General features: G+C 75.5%; 3 protein-coding genes. 1 reads left to right on the forward strand and 2 read right to left on the reverse strand.

Translation table 11 applies throughout. The features are described from left to right. Positions 1-153 precede the first annotated feature (153 nt). Positions 154-822, forward strand: a complete 669-nt coding sequence (locus J7523_RS20055; protein ID WP_291890513.1) for a uridine kinase — start codon at positions 154-156, stop codon at positions 820-822. 8 nt (positions 823-830) lie between these two features. Here the strand turns inward: J7523_RS20055 and J7523_RS20060 are convergent, their stop codons facing one another. Next, positions 831-2402 (reverse strand): OmpA family protein, encoded by a 1572-nt coding sequence (locus J7523_RS20060; protein ID WP_291890515.1) that lies wholly within the window; start codon positions 2400-2402, stop codon positions 831-833. A 125-nt stretch (positions 2403-2527) separates the two neighbouring features. Further along, positions 2528-2890: putative quinol monooxygenase (locus tag J7523_RS20065; RefSeq protein WP_291890517.1), on the reverse strand; the 363-nt coding region annotated here is incomplete at its 5' end.

A 2890-nucleotide genomic window follows, 5' to 3' on the forward strand; every position in this document is an offset into this window, starting at 1 on the left:
GGTCCACCTGGTCCGGTTCCTCTCGTCACCACCGCGGCGGCCCGGTGCGGCCGCGTCGCCGCAGTGATCGTATCGCCGGGACCGAGGTCCCTCGACATCAAGAGACTGTGGGCGGGGTCACGTCACCGGGGCCCGGTTCGCTACGGTCGTCCCGTGCCCGACTCCCGCCGCGCGATGCTCGACCGGGTCGCCGCCGTCGTCCCCGCCGCGGACGCGCTGGGCCGGCCGGTGCTCGTCGCTGTCGACGGCGTGGACGGCGCGGGCAAGACCACGTTCGCGGACGCGCTGGGCGGCGCGCTCGCCGACCGGGGCGCAGCGGTGCTGCGCGCCTCGGTGGACGGCTTCCACCGACCCGCGGCGGAGCGCTATCGCCGCGGGCGGAGCAGCCCCGAGGGCTTCTACCGCGACTCCTACGACCTCGAGGCGTTCTGCTCCGTCCTGCTCGACCCGCTGCGTGCGGGTGACCGCGGCCCGCGGCGCGTGAAGACCGCGGTGCGGGACGTGCGTACCGACACCGACCCGGGGCTGCCGTGGCGTACCGTCCCGCACACGACCGTGCTCGTGGTCGACGGGATCTTCCTGCAGCGCGCCGAGCTCGCCGACCGCTGGGACGTCACCGTGTGGCTCGACGTGCCGTTCGACGTGACGTACGCGCGCATGGCCGTGCGGGACGGCTGCCCGCCCGACCCCGACGACCCGGCGAACGCGCGGTACCGCCAGGGGCAGGCCCTCTACCTCGCCGAACGTGATCCGGCCGGCCGCGCCGACGTCGTCCTGGACAACGCCGACCCCGGCCGGCCGCGGATCGTGCGCGGCGCCTGAGCGGGCGCTCAGTCCTCGACGACAGGGACGTCCGTGAGGCGGAACGGCGCTCGCCCGGCGATCCGGTTCTCCGGGGAGCCCGGGTGGTGGCGCGGCGCGACGTCGAGCGTCACGACGTCCTCGCCCGTGTCGGGCCACACGATCACGACCGTCCGCGTCGCTCCCGGCTCGATGTCGTTGACGATGCGGTCCGTCAGCGGGTCGCGTGCGCCGCTGTCCGCGTCCCGCACGTAGTCGACCGGGTAGAGCCGCGTCCCGCCGGACACGAGCGTCACGTTGGTGGGCGCGAACTGCAGCTGCGGGTCGAGCGTGCCGCGCGCGTCCCACGCACCCACGGCGAGCGAGCCGAGCGACAGGGGCGCGGCTCCGGTGTTCGTGACCTCGAGCGCCCCCACGAGGTAGCGACCGACCCGCCGGACCTCGGGCAGCCGCACGTCGAACGTCGCGCCGTCGTCGGTGACGGACACGCCGGTCGCCCCCGGGGCGACCGGCCCTTCGGCGTCGGGCAGCGCCTCGGCGTCCGTGACGACCGGTGCGACGTCGGCCGGCTCGGAGGACGGGACCAGCACGAGCGCGACCCGCCGGTTGACGGCCCGCTCGCCCTCGCCGGTGCCCGCGACGAGCGGCTCGCTCTCGCCGCGCCCCTCGACGGTCACGTCGTACGCGGCCAGGTCGACGAGCTCCCCGAGCCGGGTGGCGACCGTCTGCGCGCGACGCTGCGACAGCTCGAGGTTGTACGCCTCGTCCCCCTGGTCGTCGGTGTGGCCGACGACCGTGAGGGCGCCGCCGCCGTGCGCGGCGACCTGCGCTGCGGCGGTCCGCAGCGCCTCGTCGGCCTCGGGCGCGAGCTGGTCGGAGTCGAACGCGAACAGCACGTCGGACGACACCGCGACCTCCACCTCGTCGGCGCCCTGACGCGTCCGCACCTGCCCGGCGAGCGACTCGGTGTACGACTCCAGCGATGCCGTCGACGCACCGGCCGCGGGCTCGTCGGCCAGCTCCGCGGGCGGCACGGTGAGTGCGCCGGCGGCGTCCGCCGCCACGACCGGCACGTCCCGCACCCAGCCGATCCGCGGCAGCAGCACGTCGACCGTGTCGTCGTCGACCGCGGGGAACGCGGCGTGGACGACCTCGTCACCGTCGGCCGCGTCGGCGGCGGCGTCCGTGGCAGGACCCCCCGCGCTGCTGTTGCCGGTCGCGAGCGGCCGGTCCGCGGTGGTGCGCAGCACGGTGGTGACCGTCCCCGCGTCGGGGTCCACGAGGCGCACGCCGTTCGGGCTGGGCGAGGACGTCGAGTCGTAGACGTGCCAGAGGGCCAGACGCAGGGCGGGGGACGGCGTGGGCGCGGCGATCCGCAGCACGCCGACGTCGTCGTGCAGCGCGAGCGGCCCCACCTCGACGGCGACCTGCTCACCGTCGAGCAGCGCCTCGACGAGCACGGGCTCGACCTGCGCCACGGCATCGCCCGACGCCGCCCCGGTGGGCGCGGTGGTCCGCCCCGGCTCCGGGGCACCGCCGGTGCACGCACCCAGCAGCGCCGCCAGGGTCACCGCACCCGCCACCGCCACCGACCTGCGCATCCGTGCTCCGTCCGTCGTCCCGTCCCGCGGGCGCGCCTCGCACGTCGCCCCGGCGGCGAACACCCTAGCGAGGCACGCGGGTCGCAGCAGGGTGAGGTCTCCTGGGCGGGGCGGCGGACACGACGTCAGCGCGGCCCCGTGCGGTCGGCACGCACGGGAGCGGACAGGTCCGGGAAGGCGTCCGTCATGAGGATGTAGGTGTCCTTGCCGCGCTGGAAGGCGTCGATCTGCGGCACGAGGCGGCGGAAGTGCTCGCTCGCGCAGTGCTCGTCGAGCGCCTCCTGGTCCGGCCAGGTCTCGACGAACACGAAGTGCCCCGGGTCGTCCCTGTCGACGTACAGGTCGTAGCTGATGTTCCGCGGCTCCTGGCGCGTCAGCACGACGAGCTCGCGGTACAGCGGCATCACCGTGTCGATCGCGGCGACCTCGATGAGGTCCTGGGCGATGACCTTCAGCACGTGGGCCTTCCTGGGGAGACGGAGCCACCG

The sequence above is a fragment of the Cellulomonas sp. genome (genome assembly GCF_017744555.1).
GTDB lineage: Bacteria > Actinomycetota > Actinomycetes > Actinomycetales > Cellulomonadaceae > Cellulomonas.

Coding starts and splice junctions, on each gene's coding strand:
- J7523_RS20060 (WP_291890515.1), bottom strand. CDS start 2,402: ATGCGCAGGTCGGTGGCGGTGGCGGGTGCGGTGACCCTGGCGGCGCTG.